The 22,926-nt window shown below is 66.9% G+C and carries 22 protein-coding genes and 1 pseudogene; 16 read left to right on the forward strand and 7 right to left on the reverse strand.

Going from position 1 to position 22,926, the window contains the following annotated elements; genetic code table 11:
* The first annotated feature begins 414 nt into the window (after positions 1 to 414).
* Complete coding sequence (locus G6N51_RS26350) at positions 415 to 1,071, forward strand: MspA family porin (protein WP_083172665.1); 657 nt, start codon at positions 415 to 417, stop codon at positions 1,069 to 1,071.
* Here G6N51_RS26350 and G6N51_RS26355 read toward each other — a convergent pair.
* Positions 1,068 to 2,363 carry an acyl-CoA dehydrogenase family protein gene (locus G6N51_RS26355; protein WP_083172627.1) on the reverse strand — a complete coding sequence of 432 codons (1,296 nt, stop codon included), beginning with the start codon at positions 2,361 to 2,363 and terminating at the stop codon, positions 1,068 to 1,070. The two genes, G6N51_RS26350 and G6N51_RS26355, sit on opposite strands and share 4 nt — an antisense overlap.
* A 35-nt stretch (positions 2,364 to 2,398) precedes the next feature.
* Positions 2,399 to 3,175: an enoyl-CoA hydratase/isomerase family protein gene (locus G6N51_RS26360; protein WP_083172666.1), complete on the reverse strand. Its 777-nt coding sequence runs from the start codon at positions 3,173 to 3,175 to the stop codon at positions 2,399 to 2,401.
* 217 nt (positions 3,176 to 3,392) lie between these two features.
* Between G6N51_RS26360 and G6N51_RS26365 the strand changes: the two genes are divergently transcribed.
* The 3 genes and pseudogenes from G6N51_RS26365 to G6N51_RS26375 all read left to right on the forward strand — a co-directional run.
* Positions 3,393 to 4,133: a sensor domain-containing protein gene (locus tag G6N51_RS26365; protein ID WP_083172629.1), complete on the forward strand. Its 741-nt coding sequence runs from the start codon at positions 3,393 to 3,395 to the stop codon at positions 4,131 to 4,133.
* 247 nt (positions 4,134 to 4,380) lie between these two features.
* Positions 4,381 to 4,740: a hypothetical protein gene (locus tag G6N51_RS26370; RefSeq protein WP_142275007.1), complete on the forward strand. Its 360-nt coding sequence runs from the start codon at positions 4,381 to 4,383 to the stop codon at positions 4,738 to 4,740.
* An 81-nt stretch (positions 4,741 to 4,821) separates the two neighbouring features.
* Positions 4,822 to 5,115: pseudogene (locus tag G6N51_RS26375) on the forward strand (LLM class F420-dependent oxidoreductase); the annotation flags it as partial.
* On the opposite strand, the gene adhE reads toward G6N51_RS26375, so the two are convergent.
* A complete protein-coding gene (adhE, locus tag G6N51_RS26380) occupies positions 5,103 to 7,754 on the reverse strand; it encodes a bifunctional acetaldehyde-CoA/alcohol dehydrogenase (RefSeq protein ID WP_083172633.1) in 2,652 nt (883 codons plus the stop codon). The pseudogene G6N51_RS26375 and the gene adhE overlap by 13 nt on opposite strands.
* A gap of 174 nt (positions 7,755 to 7,928) precedes the next feature.
* Between adhE and G6N51_RS26385 the strand changes: the two genes are divergently transcribed.
* Entirely contained in the window at positions 7,929 to 8,123 is a 195-nt protein-coding gene (locus G6N51_RS26385) for a ferredoxin (protein WP_083172667.1), read from the forward strand.
* On the opposite strand, the gene G6N51_RS26390 is transcribed toward G6N51_RS26385, so the two are convergent.
* Positions 8,116 to 8,790 carry a response regulator transcription factor gene (locus tag G6N51_RS26390; protein WP_174814343.1) on the reverse strand — a complete coding sequence of 225 codons (675 nt, stop codon included), beginning with the start codon at positions 8,788 to 8,790 and terminating at the stop codon, positions 8,116 to 8,118. The genes G6N51_RS26385 and G6N51_RS26390 overlap by 8 nt on opposite strands.
* 36 nt (positions 8,791 to 8,826) lie before the next feature.
* Here G6N51_RS26390 and G6N51_RS26395 point away from each other — a divergent pair, with 36 nt between their 5' ends.
* From G6N51_RS26395 to G6N51_RS26410, 4 genes are all read left to right on the forward strand, one after another.
* Positions 8,827 to 10,125 carry a sensor histidine kinase gene (locus tag G6N51_RS26395; protein WP_232078489.1) on the forward strand — a complete coding sequence of 433 codons (1,299 nt, stop codon included), beginning with the start codon at positions 8,827 to 8,829 and terminating at the stop codon, positions 10,123 to 10,125.
* A gap of 137 nt (positions 10,126 to 10,262) precedes the next feature.
* Complete coding sequence (locus tag G6N51_RS26400) at positions 10,263 to 11,537, forward strand: cytochrome P450 (RefSeq protein WP_163750839.1); 1,275 nt, start codon at positions 10,263 to 10,265, stop codon at positions 11,535 to 11,537.
* Between the two features lie 16 nt (positions 11,538 to 11,553).
* Positions 11,554 to 12,660, forward strand: coding sequence for an NDMA-dependent alcohol dehydrogenase (locus tag G6N51_RS26405; protein WP_083172639.1), 1,107 nt, complete (start codon positions 11,554 to 11,556; stop codon positions 12,658 to 12,660).
* Positions 12,661 to 12,811: 151 nt separating this feature from the next.
* Positions 12,812 to 14,335 (forward strand): aldehyde dehydrogenase family protein, encoded by a 1,524-nt coding sequence (locus G6N51_RS26410; protein WP_083172669.1) that lies wholly within the window; start codon positions 12,812 to 12,814, stop codon positions 14,333 to 14,335.
* A gap of 16 nt (positions 14,336 to 14,351) precedes the next feature.
* Here the strand turns inward: G6N51_RS26410 and G6N51_RS26415 are convergent, their stop codons facing one another.
* Positions 14,352 to 15,182, reverse strand: coding sequence for an oxidoreductase (locus G6N51_RS26415; RefSeq protein WP_083172641.1), 831 nt, complete (start codon positions 15,180 to 15,182; stop codon positions 14,352 to 14,354).
* 316 nt (positions 15,183 to 15,498) lie between these two features.
* On the opposite strand from G6N51_RS26415, the gene G6N51_RS26420 reads away from it, so the two are divergent.
* The gene (locus G6N51_RS26420; protein ID WP_083172643.1) at positions 15,499 to 15,963 is read left to right on the forward strand and encodes a cyclic nucleotide-binding domain-containing protein; all 465 of its coding nucleotides are present in this window, start codon (positions 15,499 to 15,501) and stop codon (positions 15,961 to 15,963) included.
* Positions 15,964 to 15,989: 26 nt separating this feature from the next.
* Here the strand turns inward: G6N51_RS26420 and G6N51_RS26425 are convergent, their stop codons facing one another.
* The gene (locus tag G6N51_RS26425; RefSeq protein WP_083172645.1) at positions 15,990 to 16,655 is read right to left on the reverse strand and encodes a nitroreductase family protein; all 666 of its coding nucleotides are present in this window, start codon (positions 16,653 to 16,655) and stop codon (positions 15,990 to 15,992) included.
* 7 nt (positions 16,656 to 16,662) lie between these two features.
* The gene (locus G6N51_RS26430; protein ID WP_083172647.1) at positions 16,663 to 18,192 is read right to left on the reverse strand and encodes an Hsp70 family protein; all 1,530 of its coding nucleotides are present in this window, start codon (positions 18,190 to 18,192) and stop codon (positions 16,663 to 16,665) included.
* A gap of 186 nt (positions 18,193 to 18,378) precedes the next feature.
* On the opposite strand from G6N51_RS26430, the gene G6N51_RS26435 reads away from it, so the two are divergent.
* The 6 genes from G6N51_RS26435 (at position 18,379) to G6N51_RS26460 (ending at position 22,892) form a co-directional block, all read left to right on the forward strand.
* Positions 18,379 to 18,774, forward strand: a complete 396-nt coding sequence (locus G6N51_RS26435) for a SpoIIAA family protein (RefSeq protein ID WP_083172670.1) — start codon at positions 18,379 to 18,381, stop codon at positions 18,772 to 18,774.
* Positions 18,771 to 19,268, forward strand: coding sequence for a CAP domain-containing protein (locus G6N51_RS26440; protein WP_142275008.1), 498 nt, complete (start codon positions 18,771 to 18,773; stop codon positions 19,266 to 19,268). The genes G6N51_RS26435 and G6N51_RS26440 overlap by 4 nt, the downstream gene beginning before the upstream one ends.
* A complete protein-coding gene (locus tag G6N51_RS26445; protein WP_083172649.1) occupies positions 19,265 to 19,627 on the forward strand; it encodes a DUF732 domain-containing protein in 363 nt (120 codons plus the stop codon). The genes G6N51_RS26440 and G6N51_RS26445 overlap by 4 nt, the downstream gene beginning before the upstream one ends.
* Before the next feature lie 202 nt (positions 19,628 to 19,829).
* On the forward strand, positions 19,830 to 20,594 hold the full coding sequence (locus G6N51_RS26450) for an MlaE family ABC transporter permease (RefSeq protein WP_142275009.1): 765 nt from the start codon (positions 19,830 to 19,832) through the stop codon (positions 20,592 to 20,594).
* Positions 20,591 to 21,448, forward strand: a complete 858-nt coding sequence (locus G6N51_RS26455; protein ID WP_083172653.1) for an ABC transporter permease — start codon at positions 20,591 to 20,593, stop codon at positions 21,446 to 21,448. Before G6N51_RS26450 ends, G6N51_RS26455 begins: the two co-directional genes overlap by 4 nt.
* 4 nt (positions 21,449 to 21,452) lie before the next feature.
* The gene (locus G6N51_RS26460) at positions 21,453 to 22,892 is read left to right on the forward strand and encodes an MCE family protein (RefSeq protein ID WP_163750841.1); all 1,440 of its coding nucleotides are present in this window, start codon (positions 21,453 to 21,455) and stop codon (positions 22,890 to 22,892) included.
* Positions 22,893 to 22,926 lie beyond the last annotated feature (34 nt).

The raw sequence follows: 22,926 nt of genomic DNA on the forward strand, positions 1-22,926 counted from the left end.
CGAGCCGACTGAATCTTCGTATGGGTTCGTCATGGTGGTCGGGTACTGAATCTGCCATTCGTCGATCGTCGGGATGTCGTCCACCTGGCCCGGGTCCGGAGACGCGAGCGCCCTTCCGACCGAAAATCCGGTGCCGCCCGTCAAAACGGCAACGGCCGTCAAACCCACGACAACCAGGGCAGCATACCTACGCTTCATCATCGCGGCCCTTCCGTCGTCTGCCTGAACCGCCGCTAAGCAGAGCTTAATTCTACCTACGGTGTCTACATCGCATAAGAGTCACAAACACACAACAACTTTGATCGGCGGCCCAGCAAATTTCGCGACTCGAAACGGCAAGTGCGTACGTTGTCGTTCGTGAGGCCGGTAGCGGTGGTCGTTCGTCGCGCGCTGGCGGTCGCCGTTTGCCTCGTCATGTCGGTGGTCACGGCGCCGGCGGCGACCGCCGATCCCGATGACGGTCCCGAGATCGAGCCCGCCGCTGCAGCGTCGGCACCGGCCGGGGGGGCGGTGCCCTCGAATCCCCCCGTCATCCTCAACACTCCCGACGGCTGGACCCTGGGGCTGGGCGCAAAGGACGAGGCGCAAGTCCCGGTGGCACCGCTGACCACCTCCGTAGCGTCGCGCGAATACATGGCCAGCGGCATCTTCGTCGGCTCGCTGAAAGGATCGGAAGAGCCCCACGGAATCCTGGAAGTGGGCTATCAGATCGGCTGCGGTATCGATATGAGTACGTCCAACGGCGTGATCATGGAGGGTGGCGCCGGCATCATCCCGGGCGTCAGCCCCACCTTCGACACCACCGGTACATTGCCGCCTCTGCTGCCGTTTGTTTCGACTCCCTTGAACGGCGTGATGAGCATCGGCATGAAACCCGGCCTCGTCCTCACGGTGCCGGTGATCAAGAAACAATTCAAGGGCGCAAATCCCTGGGTCATGATCAGCAACTTTCACATCAAGATCGACGGGTGCGTCGGGCAGTCGTTCATCCGCTCCTATGCGGTGCTGACCCGAATGACGGACCTGTCCGACGTGGTGCTGTCCTACGTCGGCGTCACCAAATCGGTCTAGCCGCGGGGAATGCCCGCCAGCTTGTCGGCGAACTTCGCCTCGGCCGCCGCGTGCAGGCGCAGCAAGTGCTCGGACGGGAACAGGTCGGGCGCCGGCTGGCGGTCTTTCAACAGCAAGCGGGCCAGCGTCACCTTGTGCACCTCGGTCGGACCGTCGGCAAGCCCCAGTACGAACGACTCCACCAAGTACTGCACGAACGGCATCTCGTGGGTGGTGCCCAGCGACCCGTGCAGCTGCAAAGCCCGCGACGACACATCGTGCAGGACCTTCTGCATCATCGCCTTCACCGCGGAAATGTCGGCCCGCACCGCCTTGTAATCGTTGAATTGGTCAATCTTCCAAGCGGTTTGGAGGGTGAGCAGGCGGAAGGCCTCGATCTCCATCCACGAGTCGGCGACCATCTCCTGAACGAGTTGCTTGTGGGACAGCGGCTCGCCCTGCGTGTACCGCGACACCGCCCGCTCGCACAGCATGTCGAAGATCCGGCGGACGAGGCCGACGGTGCGCATCGCATGATGAATCCGCCCGCCGCCCAAGCGGGTTTGTGCGACAACGAAGGCCCCGCCCCGCGGACCCAGCATATGGTTGGCCGGCACACGGACGTTTTCGTAGCGGACGTAACCCTCCCGCCCGCCGCCGGGCGCCTGATAACCCAGGCCCACGTCGCGCAGCACGTTGATGCCGGGAGTGTCGCCGGGAACCACGAACATCGAATACCGCTGATAGGGCGGCGCGTCGGGGTCGGTCATGGCCATCACGATGATGAACGACGCCATCGAGGCGAACGACGAGAACCACTTCTCCCCGTTGATGATCCAGTGGTCTCCGTCGGGTAGCGCGGTGGTGCGAAAGACTTTCGGGTCGGCGCCGCCCTGCGGCTCGGTCATCGAAAAGCAGGAAACGATCCGGTTGTCGAGCAGCGGCTCGAGGTAGCGGGATTTGAGCTCCGGGGTGCCGTAATGCGCGAGGATTTCGCTGTTGCCCGAGTCGGGGGCCTGGGAGCCGAAGACGATCGGGGCGCATTCCGAGCGGCCCAGTATTTCGTTGAGCAGCGCCAACTTCACCTGCCCGTAGCCCGGGCCGCCCAAATGCGGACCGAGGTGGGTGGCCCACAGGCCGCGCTCCTTGACGACCTCCTGCAGCGGCGGGATCAGCGCCTGGCGCACGGGATCGTTAAGGTCGTGCGACTCCTTGACGATCAGGTCGATCGGTTCGCATTCTTCGCGCACGAAGTCCTCGACCCACTCGAGTTGCCGCGCCCACTCCGGGTCGGTGGAGAAGTTCCACGACATGCGCCGTCCTCTCGTCGATGCTCACGTTGAGTCGCTCACGACGACCACTTCTTGCGGCGCTCGGCGGCCTCGTCCGTGGCGTGGGAGATCACCTGGTTGCGGTTCTCCAGCTCCAGCGCCGCCGAGAAACTCGGGGCGTCGGCGTTGACCTGCAGGGCGCGCTTGGTCAGTTGGGCGCCCAGCGGGGGATGGCTCGCGATCAGCGTCGCCAACTCAAGGGCCCGCTCGGGCAGCCGGCCCGGTTCGGTCACCTCGCTGACCAGACCGCGCCGGTCGGCTTCCTCGGAAGACACCGTGCGGCCGGTGAGCATCCAGTCGGCGGCCACGCTGGTGCCCACGATGCGCGGTAGGTGGTAGCTCATGCCCATCTCGGCGCCCGAGAGGCCGAGCAGGATGGCGGCGTTGCCGAACGATGCGTTGTGCGAACAGATTCGGATGTCGGCCGCCAGGCATAGCGCGAGTCCGGCGCCGACACAGGGGCCGTTGACCGCGGCGACGACCGGTTGCGGCAGCGCGCGGACGGCTTCCGCCAGGGCGGCCATCCGCTCCTGGAAGCGCATCCGGTCCAGCGCGGGTGCGGTGGCCTCCAGCATCGACGGACCGAAGTCGCGCACGTCGATGCCGGCGCAAAACCCACGCCCCGCCCCGGTCAGCACGACGGCACGCACCGAGCGGTCGGCGGCCAGCTCGGCGAGCGACCGGGCCAGTTCGGTTTGCATCGCCTCGTTGATGGCGTTGAGTCGCTCGGGGCGGTTCAGGCGCAGCACGGCGACTCCGTCGCAGGGCCGCTCGAGTTCCAGTGCGCTCGGCATGGTCACACCCGGCCACCGGGCGCGCGCACCGCGGCGAGAATCGAGGTGTCGATGACGACTCCGATCATTGGGGGCGGGACCTCACGGGTCACCGGTATCGTAATTCGTCTCTCGAGTTCGGAGAACTATCTTCTCCGAATCGGCGAAGCGATTCTCCAAGCGTTGGGTTTGGTCCACTCACGCCGCGTCCCGCCGAGCTCAACCCTACGATTTACACATGCGTGAGCGGGGCACGTTTGTGGTCGGCGTCGATGTCGAGGAGCGCCAGTCGAGGATAGCGAGCATGCGGCGCGCGCTGGCGGTCCTGCTGCTGTCCGCGCTGGCAGCGGGGTGCACCGTAACGACCGACGGGAGGGTGGTTGCGGCTCCGACGTTGGGTCATGCCCCGCCACCGCTGCCGCCGAGTGAGCTGTCGGGATTGTTGCTCGACACCGGCGATATCGGCACCATCATGGATGCTCACATGGAGGTCGTTGACTCCGGCGACACGATGTACACCAACCGTCCCCTCGAGGATGGGTGCCTGGTTTGGGCCGAAGCGCAGGAATACTCCTACCAAGGCAGCGGCTGGACAGCTGTGCGCGTGCAGCAGCTCAAGGACCACCGCGATCGTGCGGACCACATCGCCTACCAGGCGGTGGTGGCGTTCCCCGGGGCTCTGGGCGCCCATGATTTCTATGCCAGCCAGGTGACCGGCTGGGCCAACTGCGACAACCGGCGTGTCGACCTTCATGACCCGGGCGACCCGAACGCCCATTACTGGTCGCTGAGCAAGGCCAGCGTCGCGGACGGAGTCTTGACGATCACTCGGGTCCAAGAAGAAGGTTCGGAGGGCTGGGCGTGCCAGCGAGCGTTGACTACGGCCAACAACGTTGTCGTCGATGTGAGCGCCTGCGCCGACCACGTCGACGATCGGGGTGCTCAGATCGCCAAGCGGATCGCGAAGAAGATCCCTTAGTGGGGAGGCCCGCCCGCCGGCGGCAACACCCGGGGGCGTCGGGGGCCTGATGCGGACTCGGCGATGAAAGTTACTGCCGTACATCAGTTTTAGTGAGCAACGACGTTCGGTGGGGAGGGCACCGGATACACAGATGCTCCCATGTTGCGGCAATGGTCGACAGAAATGTGTCACCGCTTCGGTTCCTGGTCGCTCCTAGCTGGTGAATGCAGCCAACCGGGCTTGCGAACACCGAAGGAGAATATTCATGAACATCGGTAACTCGACCATGGTCATCGCACGTCCCACAGGAGTGCGCAGGATTTCACGTGCCGCCCTACTCGCCGGGGCGATCGCCCTCGCAGCCAACGCCTTCGGACACATCGCGATCGCCAGCGCCGAATTCAACTGGAATACGTACAACAACTGCATGCACCAGCCGCACGCCGAGGACTCTGAAGAGACCTACCACGCGGCTTGCTGCCTCTGGGCCCACGGAACCTGGAACCAGAACACGCATGTGTGTACGGCGGCTATGGACCGCAACGGAGTCACTCCGGACATCCCGGTGGGGCCCAAGCTGGGGTCCACCCTCCCGCCGGTACCACCACACTCGGCGTCCCGGTGAGCTGACAAACCGGTTCGTCACGCCGGCCCTTCGTCTGCGTGGTTCCTATGTTGCGGCAATGGTTTTGGGGAGCACCGGCCCGACGCGAACCCCGCGCTGAAGGCGGCGCATCGGTTGTGGGCCAACGACGCGCTGCCCGGGCAGTCCGCGCAGACGCTGCCGCGGCCCAAGGACTTCGCCGCCCTGATGTCGCTCGTCACGCCGGAGCAGGTGGCCGAGACCATCACCTGCGGGCCGGACCCGGAGAAGCACGTCGCGCGGGTGCGCACCTACCTCGACGCCGACATCGACGAGGTGCACGTCCAACAGATCGGCCCCGACATGGACGGGTTCTTCGCGGCGTGGGAACGCGACGTGCTGCCTCAGCTGCGCTGAGCCTCAACTCGCGGGGGTGATTGCCCGAGAACGGCATCGCCGTAGAAGCCCACCCGAAGCAACGCGGTGATCTCGCTGACCAACGGCATCCTCGGATTCGTGCGGTTGCTGAGGTCCTCGAACGCCGTCATCGCCAACGCGGGCAGCGCCGCCAGGAACTCCTTTTCGTCGACGCCGTACTCCCGCAGCGATCGCGGCATGTTCAGTCGGACGAGCAGATCGTCAACCCCGCCGAACAGCCGGGCTCGGCAGTCCTCGGGCTCGTGACCACCGAAGATCAACTGGCCGAGCTGCGCGTATTTGTCCGGCGCCACGTAGGCGGAATATCCCGGCGCGGGCATGAATTTGCTCGGCAGGCTTGCGTTGTAGCGCAGCACATGCGGCAGGAATATCCCGTTCGCCCGGCCATGCGAGATCCCGAATCTGGCGCCGACGGCATGGGCGAGCGCATGGTTGGTCCCGACGAACGCGTTCGAGAAGGCGAGCCCCGCCAGGGTTGCCGCGTTGGACATGCTGGTTCGCGCGGATAGATCGTCGGGATGGTCGTACGATCTCGGCAGCGCGTCGAAGATCAGTCGCGCCGCCTGGGCGCACAACGCGTCCGTATAAGGCGAGGCGAAGATCGAGACCACCGCCTCCAGGGCGTGGGTCAGCGCGTCGATACCGGTGTCGGCGGTCAGCTTTTGCGGCATCGAGGAGGTCAGGACCGGGTCGACGATCGCGAGATCGGGCACCAGGCTGTAGTCGACGAGCGTCTCCTTCTTGCCGCGTACCGTCAGCACCGCCGCCGGCGAGACTTCCGAACCGGTGCCCGATGTCGTTGGGACGGCGACCAATTGGACCCGGTGACGGTCGGTCGGATAGTCGGCGACGCGCTTGCGCGGGTCGAGAAACGGCATCGTCAATTCGTCGATGCTTTTCTCCGGGTGTTCGTAGAACAGCCTGATCGCCTTGCCGGCGTCGAGCACCGAGCCGCCGCCGATGGCTATCAACAGATCGGGCTGGACCCGCTCCAGCAGCGCGACGCCGCGGCGGATGGTCGTCTCATCGGGCTCTGGTGTCACCTCGCTGAACACCTGCACGTGCTTGGTGCGCAACTTGCCCCGCAGCAGGTCGACGACGCCGCGCTCTTCGGTCAGGGCATCGGTGATCACCACGACGATTTCGCAGTCGAGCTCACGCAGGTTGTCGAGTGCACCTTCGTTGAAGTAGGTGTTGGCCGGCACGCGAAACCACTGCGGCGGCGTGCGGCGCCGTGAGACGGTCTTGATGTTCAGCAGCTGCCGGTAGTTGACGTTTTCCGTCGTGCTCGACCCACCCCAGGTGCCGCAACCCAACGAGAAGGTGGGGGTCAGGTCGTTGTAGACCCCGCCGAGAGCTCCGACCGCGGTGGGTGCGTTCACCAGGATGCGGCCGGTGCGCACCGCCAGACTGTATGCCTCGATGACGCCGTCGTCATTCGCGTAGATCGCCGAGGTGTGGCCCAGTCCTCCGTGCTCGGTGACCAGGACGGCGACGTCGATGGCGTGCTCGACACTGCGCGCCCGCACCACCCCGAGCACGGGCATCAGCTTCTCCTGCACCAGCGGGTGCGAGGCGAGTTCCTCCAGGTCGGCCGGCAGCGGCGCCAGCAGCACCTTCACCGTCGGTGACACGCTGAAGCCTGCTCGGGCGGCCAGCTCCGACGCCTTCTGTCCGACCGCCTCGTGCGCGATCTTGTCGCCGCAGCCAAACGCGAACTCTGCCAGAGCGTTCGCCTCATCCGGGGTGAGCAACCGGGCGCCCATCCGCTCGAACTCGGCGATCACCTCGTCATACACTTCGTCGTCGATGACGCAGGTTTGCTCGGCCGGGCAAATGACCGACGAATCAAAGGTTTTCGAGATCAGGATGTCGACGACGGCGCCCTTGAGGTCGGCCGTCTTGTGAAGGTAGATCGGTGCATTGCCGGGACCGACGGACAGGCCGGGCTTGCCGGCCGAATTCGCCAGCGCGACGATCTTCGGTCCACCGGTCACCCAGATGAAATCGACTCCTGGGTGTTTGAACAGATAGTGCGTCACCTCATGCGCGGCGTCGGGGATGACCTGCAGCGCACCGGGTGGCATCCCGGCCGCCTCGGCCGCCGCGCGGATGATCTCCAGGCTGCGCTCGCAGCAGCGCACGGCATACGGTGACGGTCGGAAAAGAACCGCGTTGCGGGTCTTGGCGGCGACGATCGCCTTGAACAGCACCGTCGACGTCGGGTTGGTCACCGGGGTGATCGCCAGCACGACCCCGATCGGCTCGGCCAGGTAGGCGATGTTGTGCTCGACGTCCTCGTCGATGACCCCCACCGATTTCTTGTCACGCAGGTAGTCGTGCAGGAACTCGGTGGCCACATAGTTCTTGACCACCTTGTCCTCGAACACACCGAAACCCGTCTCCTCGATGGCGACGGCCGCCAGTTCCCCGGCGGCGCGTACCCCGGCGCGCACCATCGCCTCGACGATCGCATCGACCTGCTGCTGGTCGAGGCTGCGGAAGGCTCGGGCCGCCACGGCCGCCCTGTCGACGATCGCATCGACTTCGCGTCTGCGCTCCTCGGCGAGCGTGGGTGCGTCGGTGGAGGAGGCGGACTCGGTTTGCGTTGTGGTCATGGTCGCGTTCTCGGCTCAGGAAGGGACACTGGGGTCTCCAGAATGAGCAGATGCTACGCCGTACGCGTCGATGCAAAGTAGAGCTGAAAGGCCCTCGACGGACTGGCCCGGGCAGGCCACATCTGGCGCGTGCGGACCCTCCGCGGCGCCCAGACGCGTCCGATACTGGCGCTCATGCACATCACCGTCGACTATGACCTGTGTGAGGGGCACGGGCAGTGCCTGCTGGCCGCTCCCGACGTCTTCGACATTCCCGACGGCGCCGAACAAGTCGTGGTGCTCGAGCCGGACCCGCCCGAGGCCGACCGCGAACGCCTGCTTCGGGCGGCCGCCATGTGCCCCGCACAGGCGATCCGAATCCTCAACTGATCCGGCCGGTTTCGGCAATGTCGTCGAGCAGCCGGTAACGCCCGGCCAACGCGGCGGCGGCAGTGCGGTTGCTGACCCGAAGCTTGTGCAGCAGCGCGGCCACCATGCGTTTGGCCGTTCGCTCGGACACCAGCATCCGCTGGGCGATGTCGCCGGTCTCCATGCCGGTCGCGAGCAGGGTCCATAGTTGGAGGTCCTGGGCGCTGAGGCTGTCCAGCAGCTCCGACGGCGGCTTTCGGGTGTTGCTCAGCAACGCATCGAGCAGCGTGCCGTCGATGACGCGCAGGCCCTCCGCGATCGTCCATAGCGGCCCCGCCAGCGCCTCGGGCCGCGCCGTCTTGGGCAGGAAACCGTCCGCGCCGGCCCGCAAGGCCTCTTCGGCCAGCGCCAGGTCCTCGGTCCCCGACAGGGCCAGCACCCGGGTCTTCGGGTGGCGCGCCTTGATGTGGCGGATGGCGGCCACCCCGCCCAGCGGCGGCATCGACAGGTCGATGATGGCGACATCGGCGTCGCAGCGGGCCACCAGGTCGGCGGCCTCCTCCACATATGTGGTCTGGCCACCGACGGTGAACAGTTCGCCCCACTCACGGCTGAGCAACAGGGCAAGGCCCTGGGCGAACAGCTCATGGTCGTCCACGATCACCACGACGTACGGCGAGCGGGTCATTGCCGCGATGCTAGCCCCAACCCTATGGTCAGCTGGGTGAGACGGCGCGATCAGCTCGAAACCACGGTGGAATTCGACGGCGAGGACTACGGGCTGGCCCGCACCGTCGTTGCGGTACGGGTCGCCGTGGTCATCTCGATCGGCGTGCTGCTGGCGATCGGCCCGCAATGGGTCCGTCAGCACACGGTGGCCACCGTCGCGGTGTTGGGCGCCGCGCTCGTCTACGCGGCCATAGTGATGGCCTATCCACAGATGGAGGTTCGTCGCACTCGGTACGCATGGCTGGTGACCGGCTTCGACTCGGCGTTCACGCTAGCGGTCATCGCGTTGAGCGGAGGCGTCTACAGCCCGGTGGTCGCGGTGTTGGCGCTGGCGGTCATCGCCTCGGCGGCGCGGCTCTCGTTCAGGGAAACCTTGCTGGTCGCGGTCCTTCTGGGCGCCGCGTACATCCCCGTGGCGCTGACGTCGTCGCCGAGGCTTCCGGTCACCGCGGCCCCGGCACTCCAGGCCGGTTGGTCGGCTGTGTACCTGATCTTCGTCGCGATCATAACCGCGGGGCTGTCCGCGCTCGCCGAGCGTGAACATCGCTCCCGGGTGCGCGCGCTGGTCGAGGCCGAGGCCGAACACGCCGCCGCCGATGAGGAACGTGACCTTCGGGCCCGCCTGCTGCGGTCCTACCAGTCGCAGCAGGATGGACTTCAGGTGCTTGTGCACGAGTTCCGCACTCCCGTCACGTCTTTGGAGGCGCTGACCGAGGCGCTGACTGCGGACCAGCCGATGTCGCCGGCCGACCGGGACACGAGTCTGCAGCTGGTGGCCCGGCACGTGCACCATCTGACCGACATGCTCGACGCCCTCTCCGACGTCGCGCTGAGCCGCCGTCCGACATTCTCGGCGGGCCGGGTCCGCCGCGTCGACGTGGCCGACCTCATCGTCGCCGCCGCCGACGCCGTCGGCCTGGCGGCGCCGCGGTTGCGGCTGAGCGTCGGCGCCGACGTCGGGGCCGTGGCCGTGAACGCCCAAGGGCTGCGCCGGCTGCTGACCAACCTGCTGGAGAACGCCTCCCGGCACGGCCGACGTGAGCCGGTCGACGTCACCTGTTCGCGCGAAGGCGACGAGCTGGTGTTCACCGTGGCCGACCGCGGGCCGGGTATCCCGGCCGAAAACCTCGGGGAGCTGACCGCCAAGTACGTCAGCGTCGGCGGCCAACGTGGCACCGCCGGCCTCGGCCTGTGGATCGTGCAGCAGATCGCCGAAGCAATGGGTGGCCGGGTCGACTTCGCCGCGCGCGACGGCGGCGGCCTGGTCGCCAGCTTCCGCGCACCCATCGCCTGATCGCCGGTTCCATCCGCTGGCCCGCACAGGCCAGTGATTGGCACTCGCGTCTGTACCGCGCCGCCGCCGCGCTGGCCAGCATGGTTGCAGAACCGCGGTGACGTGCACCACAGCACCGCGCGAGAAAGGGACTCCTGATGACCGCACCCACGACCGCCCCCACCCACAGGGACATCGACCTGAGCGCCCGCGCGTTCTGGGCGAAACCCCCCGAAGAGCGGGACGCCGCCTTCGCCGTCCTGCGCGCGGAGAACCCGGTGCCGTGGAGCCGCCCGGCGGAGTCGGATCTGTTGCCTCCCGAGCTCAACACCAGGGGGTTCTGGTCGCTGACCAAACAAGACGACATCCGCATGGCCAGCCGCCACCCGGAGATCTTCTCCTCCGCGCAGGGCATCACGATGGAGGACTTCGCCCCCGAGGCGGTGGAGATCGCGCAGTCGTTCATCGCGATGGACGCCCCGCGGCACACCCAGCTGCGCGGCATCACGACGGAGGCCTTCAAGCCCAAGAACGTGCGCCGCTTGGAAGGCTGGATCCGGGGCCACGCCCACGACCTGGTCAGCGAGATGGCCCACCTCGGCGAGGGCGACTTCGTCCAGCTGGTGTCGGTGAAACTGCCCGGCCGGATCTTCGGCAGCTTCTTCGGGCTGCCCGACGGCGAACTGCGGGACAAGGCCGTCACCGCCGCCCAGCGGCTCGTGGGCTGGACGGACCCGAACATCCGCGGCGAGCAGAGCGAACTCGAACTGTTCATGGGCGCCGTGATGGACCTGCACGAGGTCGCGACGGTCCTGATCCCCGAGCGGCGGGCCAATCCCGGTGACGACCTGATGACCTGGATGGTGCAGGCCGAGTTCGACGGCAAGAAGATGACCGACGACGAGCTGAAGGCGTTCTTCGTGTTGATGGGCGTCGCGTCCAACGACACCACGCGGCACGCCTCGGCCCACGCCATCGCCGCCCTCTCGAAGTTCCCCGACCAGCGCGCACTGCTCGTCGAGGACGTCGAGGGCCGCGTCGGCACCGCCGTCGAGGAGGTTTTGCGCTGGGGATCGCCGTTGCTGCACATGCGCCGCACCGCCACCCAGGACATCACCGTGCGCGGCTCGGAGATCAAGGCCGGCGACAAGGTCGTGCTGTGGTACTACTCGGGCAACCGCGACGAGGACGTCTTCGACGATCCCCATTCGTTCAACATCCTGCGAAACCCGAACCCGCACATCGCCTTCGGTGGCGGCGGCCCGCACTTCTGCCTGGGCGCCGCGCTGGCCCGCACCATGCTCAAGGCGTTGCTGACCGAGGTCTACACCCGCATCCCGGACATTTCGGCACCGGAGCCCAACTACGCCCTGGCCAACTTCATCAACGGCGTCAACAGCCTGCCGGCCACCTGGACACCCGAGAAGCGCTGAATCCAAGGAGTTCTCGATGAAAACCAAAGCCGCGGTGCTCTGGGGGCTGCACCAGAAATGGGAGGTCGAAGAGGTCGACCTCGACGGGCCCAAGGAGCACGAGGTCCTGGTCAAAATGGCCGCCGCCGGGCTGTGCCACTCCGATGACCACCTGATCACCGGCGACATGCCGATGCAGCTGCCGGTGGTCGGCGGGCACGAGGGCGCGGGCGTCGTCGTCGACGTCGGCCCGGGAGTCACCGAGGTCGCCCCGGGCGATTCGGTGGCGCTGAGCTTCATCCCGGCCTGCGGTCGCTGCGAACCGTGTTCGCGCGGCATGAGCAACCTGTGCGTGCTCGGCGCCGCCATCATCGCCGGGCCACAACTCGACGGCACCTTCCGATTTCACGCCAAAGGCCAAGGGCTGGGCCAGATGTGCGTGCTGGGAACATTCTCCGAATACACGGTGGTGCCACTGGCCTCGGTGATCAAGGTGGATCCGTCCACCGCGCTGGACACCGCCGCGCTGGTCGGGTGCGGAGTCACCACCGGCTACGGCAGCATGGTGCGTACCGGCGAAGCGCGTGACGGCGACACCGTGGTGGTCATGGGTGTGGGCGGGATCGGCATGAACGCGGTGCAGGGCGCACGGATCGCGGGCGCGCGCGTCATCGTCGCGCTCGATCCCGTGGAGTACAAACGCTCCCGTTCCCTCGAGTTCGGGGCCACCCACACCGCGGCGACCGTGCAGGAGGCACAGGCCCTGATCACCGACCTGACGCGCGGTCAGATGGCCGACGTCTGCGTGGTCAGCACCGATTCGGCCGAGGGAAGCTATGTGGCGCAGGCGCTGAGCCTCGTCGGCAAGCGCGGCAGGGTCGTGATGACCGCGATCCCACACCCGACCGACACCAGCGTCGACCTGTCGCTGTTCGATTTGACCCTGTACGAAAAGCAGGTTCGCGGTTCGCTTTTCGGATCGTCCAACCCACGGCACGACATACCCCGGATGCTCGACCTGTACCGCGCCGGCCGATTGAAGCTCGACGAACTCGTCACCCGTGAATACACCCTCGAGGAGATCAACACGGGCTACGCCGACCTACACGCCGGCGTGAATCTCCGCGGGCTGATCCGGTTCTGAACCGTCCCATGAGTCTCATCACCATCGCCGTCATCATTGCGGCCCCCTTGGGCATCCCGGCCGGGGTCAGCGTCGCGCACCACGCCGCCGACCGATGGACAAGCGCGGCGCGACGGCTTCGGGGAATCCGACGAACAAGAGCGAGGACCACATGACCGCCATTCCGCATTATTCGATGTACATCGACGGCCGTTGGCGCGACACGTCAAGCAGGTTAGAGGTACGTGATCCCGCGACCAACGAGTTGGTGGCGACGGTTGCCGAAGGCGATGTCGCCATTGCCGACGAGGCCGTCGCCGCGGCGAAGGCAGCACATGCCTGCGGGATCTGGCGGTCGACGCCGCCCGCCGAACGCGCCCGCTTCCTCGACGCGATCGCCGACAACCTGGCCGCACGGTTCGACGAGTTGACCGTGCTGCAGGTTCGCGAAAACGGTGCCACCGCACGGTCCGCGGGCGCATTTCTCTTGGGCTACTCGATCGCTCACCTGAAGTGCTTCGCCGCGCTGGCTCGGTCATATGCGTTCGAGGAAACCAGGCCCCTGATGGAAGCGCCCACCCTGGCCGCCGGCGTGCTTCGCCGAGAACCGGTGGGGGTCTGCGCCGGCATCGTGCCGTGGAACTTCCCGTTGCTGCTCGCGGTGTGGAAGCTGGGGCCCGCGTTGGCGGCCGGCAACACAATAGTGCTCAAGCCCGACGATCAGACCCCACTGACGTTGTTCGAATTAGCCAGGGCCGCGGACGAAGTCGGGCTGCCGGCGGGAGTGCTGAACGTGGTCACCGGGCCCGGCCCGGTCGTCGGCGCCCGCCTCGCCGAACACCCCGATGTTCGCAAGGTGGCGTTCACCGGCTCGACCGAAGTCGGTAAGACCGTGATGCGCGCCGCCGCGGACAACGTCAAGAAGGTCACGCTCGAGTTGGGCGGCAAGGGCGCCAACATCGTCTGCGACGACGCCGACCTGGACCTGGCCGTCGACGGCACGTTGTTCGGGTTCCTGCTGATGTGCGGCCAGGCCTGCGAGTCCGGAACACGGCTGTTGCTGCACTCCTCGATTCACGACGAGTTCCTGCGAAGGCTGGTCGCCCGCGCGTCCACGCTCGTCGTGGGCAATCCGATGGACCCGGCCACCGACGTCGGTCCGCTGATATCCGCCAAACAGAAGGCACGGGTGGAGAAGTACATCGCGCTCGGGCAAGAGGAGGGATGCAAGATCGCGTTCCAGGGCACGGTGCCTGCCGAAGCCGGACTCGCCGACGGTCATTGGGTTGCGCCGACGATCCTGACCGGGGCCACCAACGACATGCGGGTGGCCCGGGAGGAGATCTTCGGGCCGGTGCTCGTCGTGATCAAGTGCGCCGACGACGCCGAGGCGGTCGCGATCGCCAACGACAGCGAGTACGGACTGTCCGCGGGTGTGTGGAGCGCAGACAACGAACGGGCCTTGGCCATCGCCCGCGGGTTGGAGTCGGGCACGGTGTGGATCAACGACTGGCACATGGTCAACGCGATGTTCCCATTCGGCGGTATGAAGCAAAGCGGCCTGGGCCGCGAACTCGGGCCCGGCGCCCTCGACGAGTACACCGAGCAGAAGTTCGTGCATATCGACCTGACCAACGACCGTGCCAAGCGGGTGTATGCCGTCGTGGTGTCGACCGCGGCGGCGGGCACGACCTGACCCGGCCGGCGGACGGTCACGGCCCGAAGTCAGTGCCGCTCGTCAGCCGCTCCCATTTCGCGATCTCGGTGGCGCGCGCGTCCGCGACGTAGCGGTAGAAGGCCAGGGCGTCGGGGCCGAGCAGCAGGAATCCCGGGGGGTCGCTGGACTCGACCGCCGCGACGATCGCGGTGGCCGCCTTGGCGGGGTCGCCGGCCTGGTTGCCGTGCATGGTGTCGTTTTCCTTGCGTCGCTGCCCGGCGGTGGCCGCGTAGTCGTCGATGACGGTGGCCGACTGGACGAGCGAGCGCCCGGCGAAATCGGTGCGGAACGCACCGGGCTCGACGATGGTCACCGAGATGCCCAGCGGCGCGAGCTCACCGCGCAGCGCGCCGCTCATGCCTTCGATGGCGGCCTTGGCGGCCGCGTAGTAGCCAGAGCCCACCGGAGTTACCGTCGCGCCGATCGAGGAGATGTTGACGATCGCGCCGCTGCGGCGCGCCCGCATGCCGGGCAGGACCGCCTTGATCATCGCGACGGTGCCGAAGAAGTGCGTCTCGAACAGGGCGCGCACCTCGGCGTCGTCGCCCTCCTCGACCGCGGCGCGGTAACCGTAACCGGCGTTGTTCACCAGAACGTCGACGTGGCCGAACCGGTCGTGGGCCTGGCCCACGACCGAGGCGACCTGTGCGGGGTCGGTGACGTCAAGGGCGGCCGCGAGCACGCGCTCCGGTGCGCCTCCCGCCAGGTCGGCGACCTTCGCGACGTCGCGCGCGGTCACGACCGCGTGGTGGCCGGCCTCGATGACGGCTTCGGCAAGCGCGCGGCCGAGTCCGCTCGAGCAGCCGGTGATGAGCCAGGTGGACATGCGGGATGACCCCTCCTCGCCGAGACGCAACTAGTACCGTGAAATGTGTTGTCAGACTACGGCACTGACTCGCGTCGGGTCACTTGTCGTGCTGAGGTCGATATCGCCGCCACTGCAGGCGTGCGAATCGCGCCAGCTGTGGGGGGTACGCGGACCGGCCCGGTCGCGATCACGCCGAGCTCGTCGATGTCGACGTCGGACGCCGGCGTTGGCTTTCGGCAGGCAATTCTTCCCTTCGATCGCGGGACGGGGGCCTTCATCATCAACTATGGTCCGACTCAAGGAACTCATCAGGCACCGGTGAAGGAAGAAGGCAGTGCGGACGCTAGAAGGCGTTCTGGCCAGACACCCGTTCTTCGGCGGGATGGACCCGCGTTATTTGCAGTTGGCGGTCGGGTGTGCGGCAAACATGCGCTTCACCGCGGGTGAGTTGATCTTCCGCGAGGGCCACCCCGCCAATCACTTCTACCTCATCCGCGCCGGCAGGATCGCGCTCGAAACCCCCGTTCTGGGCCGTGGCAGCCTGACGGTGCAGACACTCGGAGACGGAGACATCCTTGGATGGTCGTGGCTGGTGCCGCCGTACAACTCGCGGTTCGACGCACGCGCGGTTGAGGCGACGCGCGCCATCGGTTTCGACGGCAAGTGCCTGCGCGACAAGTGCGAACAGGACCACGAACTCGGGTACGAGCTGCAGAAGCGTGTGATCGCGGTTCTCGGAGAGCATCTCGATGCGACAAGGTTCCGGCTCCTGGACATCTATGTCGATGTCATCGAATAAGGACTGACCGGCCCGGCGACAGGCCCTCAGCCCTCGAATGCCGGACCGTCGAAGCGGTCGTGAGTCACGAATTCCGCGACCGGGCGGCGGCGCAGCTTGGTCGGCTGGCGCACCGGCTTGCCAAGGGGCACAACGGCGGCGACCGCGTGCAGGTCGGGGATTCCCACCAGGCGGCGGAGCTGGTCTTCGGCGGCGATGGCCATGGTTGTGATGGTGCCGCCGTACCCCTCGCTGCGGGCGGCCAGCAGAACGTTCCAGATCAGCGGGTACACCGATGCGCCGCCGGCCAGGCCGACACGGTCCAAGTCCTGGTCGATCGAGGCGACGACGGTCAGGTCGACCGAAATCACAAGGACGACCGGCGCTTTGGTGATCGGCGCGACGAAGGTATCGGGGATCTCGGTCCGGTCGATGACGTCCGGTGGCACACCGCTGGGATGGACTGAATTCCAAGGGTTTTCACCCGCCTGTAGTTGAGCGAAGTAGCGGCGGGCGGCGGCCCTACCCAGCTCGGCGAGCCGGCGGCGGGTGTCCGGGTCGCGCACCACCGTGATGTGCGCGCCCTGCCGGTTGCCGCCGCTCGGGGCGAACCGGGCGTTGTCGAAGATGCGTCCCAGCACCTCGTCGGGCAGCGGGTCGTCGGTGAATTCGCGCGCCGCGAAAGTCGTTCGCATGACGTCATAGAGCTCCATGCCCGCGTCACGCGCTCGCGGAGGCGTGGCGCTCCAGGCGAAAGGTGCGCTTGAATCCGGCCGGCTGCGTCGTCAGGGTCACTTCCACCGCGCCACTGGGGGCGATGACGTAGCGCTCCTCGACGTCGGGCCCGTCGCGCCACCGGCCGACCGGCTGCCGCCCGAGATCGTTCCTGTCGTGCAGGGCAGGGTCGAACGGGAAGAGGACCGGGTCGTAGGGCGTCACGTCGCCGTCGGGCCGGCCGTTGACCAGGCGGCTGCACTCCACGAATCGGAAGTGGCCGATGTTGTGCGCGGCCCGATAGGTGCGCTTCACCACCAGCGGGGTGTGCCCGTCGGCGGGCAGGGGGACGTCCTTACACACGATCGGGTCGAAGACGACACCCGCACCGGCTTCCGCCTCCCGGAACACCCCAAAGTTGCGCGAGAAGCGTTCGGAGAGAGCGAAATCGGACTCCTTGTCGAGAAAGACGGCCAGACCGATGGCGGTGGCCGCGAACGGGTGCGGCGAGCGTTTCACCCGCTTGTCGCCGAAGGTGGTGCGCAGCATCCGTGAAACCAGCGGGAAGCTGCCCGCGCCACCCACCACGTAGATGCCGGCGACCTCCGACCACGTCACGTCGCGGCCGCCGCCGGCCGAATTGCGCAAGACGCGGTCGAGCAATCGCATCGTCTTGTCGACGAGCGGCGCGCACGCCGCATAGACGTCGTCGACCGGGCACGAGAACGGGGGCCGGTCGGTGCCGTCGACCCCCGTCAGGTCCACCAGGAAGCGGCGCGTCTGCGGCCCGACGGCCTCCTTGCGGGCGGCGCACTCCTCCCGCAACAGCTCACGGGCGGCGGCGTCCACGCCGGACAGCTGCGAGCGCGCCAGGACGAGCTCGACGATCGCCTCATCGAAGTCGTCACCGCCCAGGCGCTGAATGCCCTCACTGATGACGACCTCGTTCGCGTGCCCGGTCATCTTGAGCAGCGACGCGTCGAAGGTGCCCCCGCCCAGGTCGTAGATGAGGACGTACTCCCGTTTGGCGGTGATCGTGGAGCGGTACCGGTGCGCGTATTCGAGGCTTGCCGCGGACGGCTCGTTGAGCAGCGCCGCGACGTGGAAACCCGCCGCGACGAAGGCGTCGAGGGTCAGCAGGCGCTGGGCGCTCGAGGCGTTGGCCGGCACGCTGATCGCGGCCTCGATGTCTTCCCCCGCGATGAGGCTGGCGTTGGAGCGGCGCAGCAGGTCGGTTTTCAGCTGGGCCAAAAAGCCGGTGAGCAGGTCGGCCAGGCGATGGCTGCGGCCGACCAGGCTCACCTCGGTCTGGGGCCCGGCCTCGTTGAGTAGTCGTTTGAACGACCGCAGCACCGACCACCCCGGGTCGTGGCGCACCGCGGCGGCCTCGGCGCCGAACCGCAGCTCCCCGGCGGCGTTGGCCGCGACCATCGACGGCCACGCGTCGACCCCATCAAAGGAGATGACCGGGTAGTTGCCCCGGTCGACGGCCGCAACGACGGTGTGCGTGGTGCCAAAGTCGATGCCGACCCTCATCGCGCAATCTTAGGACCGCGCTGGGGGCTTGAAACAAGCTTTTTGGCCGGCGCGCCGCGGCCGGACAAGTCCTCGAGTTGACGGCCACCGGTCGCTTCTTCCGATGACTTTGGCCCCTAGGCCGCCGTGCTCGACGCAGCGACGATGACCGCATCGAAAAGATTGCGTTTGTTTCAGGAGGCCCCCGTGATCGAGATCCTCAACGGCTTTCCCGACGACGTGGCCGCGTTCGCCATTCATGGGCACGTGACCAAGGCCGATTACGACGCGGTGCTGATACCCAGCTTCGAAGACAAACTGACCCGGCACAAAAAAGTCCGGATATATTGCGAAATCGCGCCTGACTTAACCCTTCTTGACCCGACTGCGGTATGGGCCGACTCGAAATTCGGCGTCGACCACTATTTCGACTGGGACCGGTGCGCGATCGTCAGCGACGTGCAATGGGTGAAACACGTGGCGAAATTCACCGAACTTCTGGGCTTTCTCTGGCCCGGGAAGTACCGTACGTTTTCCAAGGCGGAGGCTGAACAAGCGCGCCAATGGGTTTCCGAACCCGGCGGTCGGCGCGGGGTCGCGTGAAATTGCGCGAGGCCGTTCGTTGCTGCGCCGTTCTCCTCGGCGGCGCGGCACTCGCCTGCACGCCACTGGCGAACGCGGACAACAAGCGGCTCAACGACGGAGTCGTCGCCAACGTCTACACCGTCCAGCACAACGCCGGATGTACCAACGACGTGCGGATCAATCCGCAACTGCAACTGGCGGCGCAATGGCACACCGACGATGTGCTCGTCAACCGCGCGCTCGACGGTGACATCGGTTCCGACGGCTCGACTCCGCAGGACCGCGCGGTTGCCGCGGGCTACGGGGGCAGCGTCGCCGAGACCGTGGCGATCAATCCGGCGCTGGCGATCAGCGGGCTCGATGTCATCAACCAGTGGTACGGCAACCCCGCCTACCTGGCGATCATGCGGAATTGTGCCTACACGCAGATGGGGGTGTGGTCCGAGAACAGCCTGGACCGCAGCGTGGTGGTCGCCGTGTACGGCGCACCCGGCGTTCGGGCGCCGAGATGAATCTTCGCCGGCTGACCGGTCCTGCTGCGGCGGTGGCGGCCCTGCTGTGCACCGGTCCGCCCCCAGCCCGGGCTGATGCGGTGGCCTACCTCGTCAACGTGACGGTGCGCCCGGGCTACAACTTTCCCAACGCCGACGCCGCCCTCGCATACGGGGACGGCATTTGCGGCAAGGTGCGGGCGGGGGAGCGTTACGCGCAGATCATGAGGGAGGTCAAGGAGGACTTCGGCAACCCCGACGAGTACCAGGCCTCGTATCTGATCAGCCAGGCCGTCGGCGAATTGTGCCCCGCCCAGATCTGGCAGCTACGACAATCGGCCGCCGGATACGTTCCGCCGACTGGACCCGTGCCGCAATGACAACACCGGCCCAATATCTCAGCCATTTGTGCGGCCATGAATCATCCTTACTCCGAGCGCATTTGGCGCCCGGGCGGCTAACATCGCGAATTCGTCCGCACGGGTTGGACGCGTGTTGTACGGTTCCCCACAAGCGACCCCCTGTTGGCCGCACGCGCGTCGCGACGGCCATATTTTCGGGCCGGGGGAGGGATTTGCCGTGATGTCCTCAGAGTCCGTCACCAAACCCCTCCGGTCGGTCGGCGATTTCTTCGCCATGTCGCTCGACACATTCGTGGCGATATTCAAGCTGCCCTTTGCATGGCGTGAGCTTCTCTTCCAAACCTGGTTCGTGGCGCGGGTGTCGATCATTCCGACGCTGTTGCTGACGATCCCGTTCACCGTGCTCGTCGTTTTCACCATGAACATCCTGTTGGTCGAGTTCGGGGCGGCCGACTTCTCCGGCACGGGCGCCGCGACCGCCTCGGTCACCCAGATCGGACCGGTCGTGACCGTTCTCGTCGTCGCCGGCACGGGGGCCACGGCGATGTGCGCCGACCTGGGAGCGCGTGCCATCCACGGCGAACTCGACGCGTTACGGGTGATGGGCGTCGACCCGGTTCGCCGGCTGGCCGCACCCCGGGTGCTGGCCGCCACCGTCGTCGCGGTGTCCCTGGTGTCGCTGGTGACCCTGGTGGGCATGGCCGGTTCGTTCTTCTTCTCGGTCTTCGTTCAGCACGTCACCCCGGGCGCCTTCGCAGCGGGTCTGACGCTGCTCACCCACCTGCCCGACCTCATCCTCGGTCTGGTCAAGGGGGCGCTGTTCGGGATGGCGGCCGCTCTGATCGCTTGCTACAAGGGGATTTCCGTCGGCGGCGGCCCGCAAGGCGTCGGCAACGCCGTCAACGAAACCGTCGTGTACTCGTTCATCGCCCTGTTCGTGATCAACATCGTGGTGACAGCCGTCTACTACACGGGTCCACAATGACCGCCGGCAGCGCGACACACCGGCGATTCGACTGGCTGCTGCAAGCGGCCGGCCGCGCCGCCGCCGGCTGGAATCGCGTTGGCGCGCAGGTGAAGTTCTACTCGATGGCGGTCACCGAGATGCGGACGGCCTTCTCTCGTTACGGGAAGGAGATCATCCGGCTCGTCGCCCAGATGAGCCTTGGCACCGGCGCGCTCGCGGTGATCGGCGGCACGGTGGTGATCGTGGGTTTCCTGACCCTGTCGACCGGCGCGGTCATCGCGGTACAGGGCTATAACCAGCTGTCGGGCATCGGCGTTGAGGCGATGACGGGATTCATCTCCGCCTACGTCAACGTACGCATCATTTCACCGGCGGTCGCCGGCGTCGGCCTGGCCGCGACCATCGGCGCGGGCGCCACCGCGCAATTGGGCGCGATGCGGATCGCCGACGAGATCGATGCGCTCGAGGTGATGGCGGTGCGGTCCGTCGCCTACCTCGTCTCGACCCGGGTGGTCGCGGGCGTTGTCGTCGTCATCCCGCTGTATTGCGTGGCGGTGGTATGTGCGTTTCAGGCGGCCCGGTTCGGCACGACGGGCATTTATGGCCAGTCCACCGGGGTCTACGACCACTATTTCCGTACATTTCTCAATTCGACCGACTTGCTCTGGTCGTTCGTCACGGTGATCACCGCGGCGAGCGCCGTCATGCTTGTGCACACCTATTACGGCTACACCGCCTCGGGCGGCCCGGCCGGCGTCGGCCGGGCGGTCGGTCACTCGGTTCGCACTTCCCTCATCGTGTTGACACTGATCGTGTTGGCGATCTCCCTTTCCGTTCACGGCCAGTCCGGCCACTTCAATCTCTCGGGGTAGGGATATGTCGGAATCGCGCTCGGAGGGCATGCATCCCGCGTGGTGGACACTGATTTTGGTCGTCGCCACCCTCGGCACCATCGTGTTGACGTCCGCCTTCTACTCCGGGTCGTTCAAGTCGTATGTGCCGGTGACGGTGATATCCGACCGGGCCGGACTGGTGATGGACCGTGGCGGCAAGGTCAAGATGCGTGGGGTGCAGGTGGGCCGGGTCGCCGAGATCACCACCGGGAAGGAACAAGTCAGCCTCAGGCTGGACCTCTACCCGGACCAGGTCAAGTACATCCCTGCGAACGTGCGTGCCCGCATCAGGGCCACGACGTTGTTCAGCGGCAAATATGTCGACCTCGTCTACCCGAGCCGGCCCGCCTCCAAGCGCCTGGCGGCCGGAGCGGTGATCAGGGTCGAGAACGTCGGCACCGAGGTCAACACCATGTTCGCCAACCTCGTCAAGGTGCTGGACGAGATCGACCCGGCCAAGCTTCAGGGCGTCCTGTCCGCGCTGGCCGAGGGTTTGCGCGGGCGCGGCGCAATCATGGGCCAGGGCATCACCGACGCGAACGAGGTACTGCGCGAGATCAATCCGCGGGCCGAGGCCGTCCGCGCGGACATGCGGGCGGTCAAGCGTGTCGGCGACACCTATGGTCCTGCGGCGCAGGACATACTGCGGGTGCTCGACGCGGCCAGCGTCACCAGCGGCACGGTCAACGATGACTCATCCGCCCTGGACTCGCTGCTCACCGGCGTCATCGGCCTCTCTCGGAGCGGTATCAACCTCGTTGGCCCCAATAGGGACAACATCATCAGGGCAGTGAATCTGCTCGAACCCACGACGAGCCTGCTGATGAAATACAACCCCGCCTTGACGTGCATGTTGGTCGGCGCCAAGACCGCCCTCGATACCGGGTACCGGGACGCGATGGGTGGCGCCAACGGCTACTCGCTGATCATCGACAGCACGCCTTTGTTCGGTGCAGACCAATACCGGTACCCGCAGAACCTTCCGATCGTGGGCGCCAGGGGCGGGCCCGGCGGTAAGCCGGGTTGCGGATCGCTGCCGGATGTCGCCGCGAATTGGCCACTGCGTGAGTTGATTACGAACACCGGTTGGGGGACCGGCCTGGATATCCGGCCCAACCCCGGAATCGCCTTTCCCGGATACGCCGACTACCTGCCCGTCACCCGGGGGATTCCCGAACCGCCCAGCATCCGCTATCCGGGCGGCCCCGCGCCCGGCCCGATCCCGTACCCGGGGGCGCCGCCGTACGGCGCGCCGCAATACGCCCCAGACGGGACACCGCTGTACCCGGGTCTGCCGCCGGCGCCACCGCCGGGCGCACCGCCCGAACCCGGTTCCCCGCCACCGGGATCCGAGCCGGCCGTGATCCCGGCCCCCGCACAGCTGCAGCCCACCCCCACACCGCCACCCCCGCCTGCGCCGTGACGGCCAGCCGACTCAGGTAAACCAGGAGCACCGC

Origin of the sequence: Mycobacterium paraseoulense, from assembly GCF_010731655.1 — a bacterium.
Taxonomy (GTDB): domain Bacteria; phylum Actinomycetota; class Actinomycetes; order Mycobacteriales; family Mycobacteriaceae; genus Mycobacterium; species Mycobacterium paraseoulense.